A 7490-nucleotide genomic window follows, 5' to 3' on the forward strand; every position below is an offset into this window, starting at 1 on the left:
GGTCGCCGCCGCCGACACCCTGCCGCCCCGGCGTCGCCTGCGCGACGACGCGCGCGCCGCCTGGGCGACGCGCGGCTGGCGGCTCGGGAGCGTCCGCGTCGTCGTCGCGGGCGTCGTGGCCGGCGCCGTCACGGTGGCGGCAGGACTCAGCCACCCGGCATGGGCGCAGCTGGGCGCGACCGCCACCCTCCAGGGGACCACCACCCACCACGCGGTGGTCCGCGCGCTGCAGCGCGGCGCCGGCACCGTCGTGGGCGCGCTCCTCGCCTGGCCGCTGCTCGCGGCACACCTCTCGTTCGCCGCCACGTGCGTCGTCGTCGTCGTGCTGCAGGTCGTCACGGAGATCGTCGTCGGGCGCCACTACGGGCTCGCGATGCTCACCATCACCCCGATGGCGCTGCTGATGACGTCCCTCGGCGGCGCCGTCGACCCCGCGGGCATCGCCGCGTCCCGCGCGCTCGACACGGTGCTGGGCGCCGTCCTCGGCCTGCTCGCCGTGGTGCTGGTGCACCCGCGCCGCCGGTCGGCGCCCGCCTGACCGGCGGCGCGGGGTCGCTCAGATCTCCAGCGACTCCAGCATCTCGGTGACGAGCGCCGCCACGGGCGACCGCTCCGACCGGGTGAGCGTGACGTGCGCGAAGAGCGGGTGCCCCTTCATCGCCTCGATCACGGCCGCGACACCGTCGTGCCGGCCCACCCGCAGGTTGTCCCGCTGCGCGACGTCGTGCGTGAGCACCACCCGCGACTGCTGCCCGATGCGCGACAGCACGGTGAGGAGCACGTTGCGCTCCAGGGACTGGGCCTCGTCGACGATGACGAACGCGTCGTGCAGCGAGCGCCCGCGGATGTGCGTGAGCGGCAGCACCTCGAGCATCTCGCGGTCGATGACCTCGTCCAGCACCTCGGGCGAGACGAGCGCGCCGAGCGTGTCGAACACGGCCTGCGCCCACGGGTTCATCTTCTCGGACTCGGACCCCGGCAGGTAGCCCAGCTCCTGTCCGCCCACCGCGTACAACGGGCGGAAGACGAGGATCTTGCGGTGCTGCCGCCGCTCCAGGACGGCCTCCAGGCCGGCGCACAGCGCGAGGGCCGACTTGCCGGTCCCGGCGCGCCCGCCCAGCGAGACGATCCCCACCTCCGGGTCGAGCAGCAGGTCGATGGCGACCCGCTGCTCCGCCGAGCGGCCGTGCACGCCGAACACGTCCTGGTCGCCCCGGACGAGCCGGATCGTCTTGTCCGCCGTGACCCGGCCGAGCGCGGAGCTGCCCGCCGAGTGGACCACCAGACCGGTGTGGCACAGCAGCGGCGACGCCGCCTCGACGACCGCCGGGTCGAGGGCGGCGAGCTCCACCTCGCCCCCCTCGTACAGGGTCGCGACCTGCTCGTCGGCGACGTCGACCTCGCGCATCCCCGTCCAGCCGGAGTCCACGGCGAGCTCGTGGCGGAACTCCTCCGCCCGCAGGCCGACGGCCGACGCCTTGACCCGCATGGGCAGGTCCTTGGAGACGACGGTGACGGCACGGCCCTCCGCGGCGAGGTTCGCCGCCACGGCGAGGATCCGGGTGTCGTTGTCGCCCAGCCGGAAGCCTGCCGGCAGCGCCTGCGGGTCCGTGTGGTTGAGCTCCACGCGCAACGTGCCGCCGGACTCCCCGACCGGGATCGGGGCGTCGAGCCTGCCGTGCTTCACGCGCAGGTCGTCGAGCATGCGCAGCGCGCTGCGGGCGAAGTAGCCGAGCTCGGCGTGGTGCCGCTTGGCCTCCAGCTCGGTGACGACGACGACCGGCAGGACGACGTCGTGCTCGGCGAAGCGGTAGATCGCCCGCGGGTCGGACAACAGCACGGACGTGTCGATGACGAACGTGCGGCGGGCGGTGCCGTCCACGTCGGCGGTGCCCTGCTCAGGGACGGGTGCGGTTCGGGCCACGGCGAGCTCCCTCCAGGTGGGCGGGCGGCTGGCCCGGGGACGCCGCGCGGCGCCGGTCCGGAGCCGGCCCTCCCGCACGGAGCATGCTCCCCATCGGCCGGCCTCCCCGAGGACGGCTGGACACCGTCCCTGCCGCCAAACTACGACGGTGTGATTCTCGCCACCACCCCCGCTGCGGCGGGTCGGGAACTTGTCACCCGTCGTTCACGCGCCGGACCCCGCCGCGACGCCGGGCCGACCGGCGAGCACCATGGAGCCCATGGCATCCTCCGAGCCCGCCCGCACCGCCTACGTCGTCCTGCTGCGCGGCGTGAACCTGGGCCCCCACCGCAGGGTCTCGGCCGCCGACCTGCGCGCGGCCGCGACGGACGCCGGCCTCGACGGCGCCCGCACCTACGCGAACAGCGGCAACGTCGTGGGCACGGGCGACGCCGGGGACGAGGGCGTCGCGGAGCGGGTCGCGGCGGCGCTCGCGGAGCGGCTCGGGGGCGACGTGCGCGCCGTCGCGCTGCCGGCCGGACGAGCGGCCGCGCTCCTGGCCGCCGACCCGTTCCCCGAGGCCGCCGCCGACCACCCGTCGCAGGTGCTGGTGCTCGTCGGTCCCGAGCCGGTCGACGCGGACGGGGTCGCGGCGCTCGCCGAGGACCACCCGGAGCGGTTCGTCGTCGCGGAGGGCGTGCTCTTCGTGGACTACGTCGACGGTATCGGCAAGTCCCGGCTGACGTCAGCCGTGATCGACCGCGCCGCGGGCACCTGGACCACCGGGCGCAACTGGAACACCCTCGCGCGGCTGGTGGCGATGGCCCGCGAGGCGACCTGACGGACGACGCCGCCGGACCCGGGCACCGGACGTTAGGCTGGCCCGCGGGTGAGCCGGGAAGTCTGGTCGGTGGCACCGGCTGCGACGCCGGGAGCTTGTCGACCTCCGACCCCGACAGGGAGCATCTTGAGCACTGACGTCACCGTCCCCACGTTCGGCACCCGCCTGCGCCGCTTCGTCTCTCGCGAGACGACCGGCGGCGCGCTCCTCATCATCGCCGCGATCCTGGCGCTCGTGCTGGCCAACTCGGCCTGGCGCCAGTGGTACCTCGACCTGTCGGAGACCGTCCTCGGCTTCGCGTACCTCGGCCCGCTGCACATCCACCTCGACCTCACGGTCGCCGCATGGGCCGCGGACGGCCTCCTCGCGATCTTCTTCTTCGTCGTCGGGCTGGAGCTGAAGCACGAGTTCGTCGCAGGCAGCCTGCGCAGCCCCAAGGAGGCGGGGGTCCCGATGCTCGCCGCCGTCGGCGGCATGGCGTTGCCCGCCATCATCTACACGGTCGTCGTGCTGGCCCTCGGCGACTCCAGCGCCCTGGAGGGCTGGGCGATCCCGACGGCCACCGACATCGCCTTCGCGCTGGCGGTGCTCGCCGTCTTCGGCAAGGGGCTGCCCGCGGCGATCCGGACCTTCCTGCTCACCCTCGCGGTCGTGGACGACCTGCTCGCGATCATCGTCATCGCGGTCTTCTACACGGCCGAGGTCCAGTTCGGGTACCTCGCCGCGTCCCTGGTCGTGATCGCGCTCTTCGGCTGGTACGTCCGCACGCGCACGCCGCGCTGGTGGCTGCTCGTCCCGCTGTTCGTCGTCGCCTGGGCCTTCATGCACGCGTCCGGCGTGCACGCGACGGTGGCCGGTGTGCTCATGGGCTTCACCGTCGCGGCCCGCCCGGTGCACGGGGAGGCGCAGAGCCGCACGCACCGCTACGAGCTCGCGGTCAAGCCGTGGTCGCAGGGCCTCGCGCTCCCGATCTTCGCGTTCTTCGCGGCCGGGGTGGACCTGCGCGACGGCGGGGGGATCGCCGAGGTCCTCGAGCAGCCGGTCGTGCTCGCGATCCTCGCCGGCCTCGTCCTGGGCAAGCTCCTGGGCGTCCTGGGCACCACCTGGCTCGTCACCCGGGTCACGCCGCTGCGCCTGGCCCAGGGCATCGGCGTGCGGGACCTGCTGCCGGTGGCCCTGCTCGCGGGGATCGGGTTCACCGTGTCGCTGCTCATCACCGAGCTGTCCTTCGGCCACGAGTCCGAGCACACGCTCGGCGCGAAGTCGGCCATCCTGCTGGCGTCGGTGATCGCCGCCGTCCTCGGCGCGCTGATGCTGCGGTGGGACGTGCGCCAGGCACGGACGGCCGACATGAACCGCGACGACGTGGACGACGCCGTCACCGACTTCATCGGGGACGAGAAGGACCGGCTGGAGCACTGAGGGCGCCGGCGGCGCGGGCGGGCACGCGCGGTCCCACCGCGAAGCCCGCGAGCGCCGGCTCCCGCTGCGCCACCCCGGCCGCCGCGGGGCCCACGGTGGGCGCCGGTCCCGCGGGCCGGCGGGTCCGGCTCCCCCAGGCCGTCAGCACGCGGTCGACGACGACGCCGATCACGGTGCCGACGACGATCCCGACTGCGACGGCCAGGAGGGGCTGGTCCCCGAGCGAGGCCGCCGCCACCACGCCGAGCAGCACGGTCCAGCACGCCCACGCCAGGGACGCCACGGCCGACAACGCCATGAACCGGCGCCGGGAGAAGCCGACGGCGCCGGCGGTGACGTTCACGGCCATCCGGCCCACGGGCACGAAGCGCGCGCCGAGCACGACCGAGGCTCCGCGGCGCTCGAAGGAGCGGGCCGCCCAGGCGACCGCCCGCTGCCCGCGCGGGCCGCGCAGGAACGGCACGCGCGACGCCCCGAGCGCCCGCCCGACGGCGTAGGCCACCTGGTCCCCGCACCAGGCGCCGAGGGCCGCGACGAGCACCACGAGGCCGAGGTTCACGCCCTGACCGGTCTCGGAACCGACGGCCAGCATCATGACCATCGTCTCTCCGGGCACCGGCGGGAAGAAGCCGTCGGCGGCCGTGGACACGAACAGCGCGGGGAACGCCCAGGCGGAGGCGACGAGCGCGAACAGCGTGCTCTCCAGCTGGGCCCACAGCGAGGCGATCGCGTCGATCATGCGTCCACCTTCGGACGGCGGGACCGGGCGCGACCATGGGGTGTGCCCCCGGTTCGACCCTGGGGGGACCCTGAGACTGCCTGCTCAGCCCTGGTGGGGAGCGCCGCCGAGCAGCGCCTCTCGGCTGCGTCCCACCTGTTCGTGCAGCGACTCCAGCAGGGCGGCGACAGCAGGGCGCCGCCACGACTCCGGGTGCACCACCGCCCAGTAGGGCAGCCGGTCGCGTACCTCACCGGGCAGCAGGCGCACGAGGTCGGCGTGCCGGTCTGCCATGAAGCACGGAAGGAACCCGACCCCTGCGCCGGAACGCGTGGCCTCGACGTGGACGAAGACGTTGGTGGACGTGAGCGCGTCGCGCATCCCCGGCACCAGCCGACGCGGAGCGTCGAGGGCGTCCACCTGCAGCATCGAGTTCACGAAGTACACGAGCCCGTGGCCTGCGAGGTCCGCGACCGACGCCGGCGCCCCGCGGTCGTCGAGGTAGGAGCGCGAGGCATACATGCCGAGCTCGTACTCCCCCAGCCGCACGGCTTTCGCGCGGCCCACCTGCGGCTCGCCGACCACCACCTCCACGTCCACGCCGGAGCGGTGCTGCGTCGCGTGCCGGGTCACCGTGACCAGCTCGACGGACAGCTCGGGGTGGCGCCGGCGCAGGGCCGCGACGGCGGGGGACGCGATGTAGGCGCTGAAGCCGTCGGTGGCCGTCATCCGCACGACGCCCGTGACAAGGTCGAGCTCGCCGTCCCGCGCCGCGAGGCCGGCCACGGCCGTCGCGACCGCCTCTGCGGCTCGCGCCGCGCGCTCGCCCAGGCCGGTGAGCTCCCAGCCCTCGGCGCCGCGGACCAGCACCCGGCCGCCGAGCGCTCGCTCGAGGGACGCGACATTGCGGGCGACGGTCGTGTGGTTGACGCCCAGCACCTCGGCCGCCGTCGTGTACCGGCCCGTGCGAGCCACCTCGAGCAGGACGAGGAGCTGGTCGGGAGAGGGCTGCGGCGTCGTCGGCACGAGCGCACCCTACTGTCACCGCTCGACGTCTGTGCATCCCTGCACACCAGGCGTGCTCAGTTGGTCGTTGCACGCACACGTGCCGGACCGGCAGCATCCTCGGCGTCAGGAGTGGCGCCAGCCACCGTGTCAACGACGACACCGGAGGAACCATGGCCTCGGGCCAGAACACCGCGCAGGACCGCGCGACCCACGGCGCGGCGGGCGACGCCGGGAGCGACCGGTCGCTGCTCACCAGGATCGTGTCGGCCTCGATGGCCGGCACGGTCGTCGAGTGGTACGACTTCTTCCTCTACGCGACCGCCGCGGCGCTCGTGTTCGACAAGGTGCTGATGCCCGCCATGGGCAACGAGTACGACGGCATCATCGCCGCCTTCGTCACGTACGCGATCGGCTTCCTCGCGCGGCCGCTGGGCGGCGTGATCTTCGGTCACCTCGGCGACCAGCTGGGCCGCAAGCACACCCTGCAGATCACGATCATGATGATCGGCGCCGCGACGGTGCTCATGGGATGCCTACCGAGCTACGCCACCATCGGCCTTGCTGCGCCGGCGCTGCTCGTGGTGCTGCGTTTCGTGCAGGGCATCGCTCTCGGCGGCGAGTGGGGAGGTGCCGTCCTGCTCGTGGCCGAGCACGCCCCTGACCGCAGCCGCGCCCGGTGGGCCGCGTGGCCGCAGGCCGCCGTCCCCGTGGGCAACCTGCTCGCCACCGCCGTCCTGTGGGTCATGTCGACCACTCTCAGCGACGCCGCGTTCCTCTCGTGGGGCTGGCGCGTCGCGTTCTGGCTGTCGGCCGTCGTCGTGCTCGTCGGCTACTGGATCCGCACCACCATCACGGACGCGCCCATCTTCGAAGAGGCGAAGGTCGAGCTCGAGCAGGGCAAGTCCGCCGGCTATGGCGTCGTCGACGTCGTCAAGCGGTACCCGCGCGGCGTCCTGACCGGCATGGGCCTGCGGTTCGCGGAAAACATCATGTACTACCTCGTCGTGAGCTTCTCGATCGTCTACCTCGGCACCGGGCTGGGGATGGACACCGCGTCGATCCTCGGGGTCATCGCTATCGCCCACGCGTTCCACTTCCTCGTCATCCTCGCGGTCGGCAGGCTCGCCGACCGGGTCGGCCGCAAGCCGGTCTACCTGGCCGGGGCGATCCTCGGCGGCACCTGGGGCCTGTGGGCGTTCCCAGCGTTCGGCACGCGGAGCACCGTCGTGGCGCTCCTCGTCATCATGGTGGGCCTGCTGTTCCACGCCCTCATGTACGCCGGACAGCCCGCGATCATGGCCGAGATGTTCCCGACCCGGATGCGGTACTCCGGGGTGTCGATCAGCTACCAGGTGACGTCGATCCTCGCCGGGTCGCTGGCCCCGATCCTCGCCACCACCTGGCTGAAGACCACCGGGTCGTGGTGGCCGACCGCCCTCTACCTCCTCGTGGCCGGCGCCATCACCACGGTGGCCGTGCTGAGCATGCGCGAGACCCGCGGCATCTCGCTGCGCGAGCTCGACGCCCGCGACCGGGCGGCGACCGGGGCCGCGGCATGACGGGGCCCGCGACCTTCGCTGCGGCCGGCCGGCGCACGC

Annotated in this window: 7 protein-coding genes; 4 read left to right on the plus strand and 3 right to left on the minus strand. The window is 73.7% G+C overall.

What is annotated here, in order from left to right; all coding sequences use genetic code 11:
• Nucleotides 1–538: FUSC family protein (locus tag ACFT55_RS17710; RefSeq protein ID WP_380245160.1), on the plus strand; the 538-nt coding region annotated here is incomplete at its 5' end.
• Between the two features lie 18 nt (nucleotides 539–556).
• On the opposite strand, the gene ACFT55_RS17715 is transcribed toward ACFT55_RS17710, so the two are convergent.
• Complete coding sequence (locus tag ACFT55_RS17715) at nucleotides 557–1924, minus strand: PhoH family protein (RefSeq protein ID WP_380245161.1); 1368 nt, start codon at nucleotides 1922–1924, stop codon at nucleotides 557–559.
• Between the two features lie 259 nt (nucleotides 1925–2183).
• On the opposite strand from ACFT55_RS17715, the gene ACFT55_RS17720 reads away from it, so the two are divergent.
• Entirely contained in the window at nucleotides 2184–2744 is a 561-nt protein-coding gene (locus tag ACFT55_RS17720) for a DUF1697 domain-containing protein (protein WP_380245162.1), read from the plus strand.
• Nucleotides 2745–2870: 126 nt separating this feature from the next.
• Nucleotides 2871–4166: a Na+/H+ antiporter NhaA gene (nhaA, locus tag ACFT55_RS17725; protein WP_380245163.1), complete on the plus strand. Its 1296-nt coding sequence runs from the start codon at nucleotides 2871–2873 to the stop codon at nucleotides 4164–4166.
• Here nhaA and ACFT55_RS17730 read toward each other — a convergent pair.
• Nucleotides 4132–4905: a DedA family protein gene (locus ACFT55_RS17730; RefSeq protein ID WP_380245164.1), complete on the minus strand. Its 774-nt coding sequence runs from the start codon at nucleotides 4903–4905 to the stop codon at nucleotides 4132–4134. The two genes, nhaA and ACFT55_RS17730, sit on opposite strands and share 35 nt — an antisense overlap.
• A gap of 84 nt (nucleotides 4906–4989) precedes the next feature.
• Entirely contained in the window at nucleotides 4990–5910 is a 921-nt protein-coding gene (locus tag ACFT55_RS17735; protein ID WP_380245165.1) for a LysR family transcriptional regulator, read from the minus strand.
• Nucleotides 5911–6062: 152 nt separating this feature from the next.
• On the opposite strand from ACFT55_RS17735, the gene ACFT55_RS17740 reads away from it, so the two are divergent.
• Nucleotides 6063–7451, plus strand: a complete 1389-nt coding sequence (locus tag ACFT55_RS17740; protein WP_380245166.1) for an MFS transporter — start codon at nucleotides 6063–6065, stop codon at nucleotides 7449–7451.
• Nucleotides 7452–7490 lie beyond the last annotated feature (39 nt).

The organism is Isoptericola sp. NPDC057191 (assembly GCF_042670225.1).
Classification (GTDB): domain Bacteria; phylum Actinomycetota; class Actinomycetes; order Actinomycetales; family Cellulomonadaceae; genus Isoptericola.

Excerpts from the sequence above, each read along its gene's own strand:
- ACFT55_RS17720 (WP_380245162.1), top strand. The coding sequence starts at position 2,184 with ATGGCATCCTCCGAGCCCGCCCGCACCGCCTACGTCGTCCTGCTGCGC.
- ACFT55_RS17730 (WP_380245164.1), bottom strand. The coding sequence starts at position 4,905 with ATGATCGACGCGATCGCCTCGCTGTGGGCCCAGCTGGAGAGCACGCTG.
- ACFT55_RS17740 (WP_380245166.1), top strand. The coding sequence starts at position 6,063 with ATGGCCTCGGGCCAGAACACCGCGCAGGACCGCGCGACCCACGGCGCG.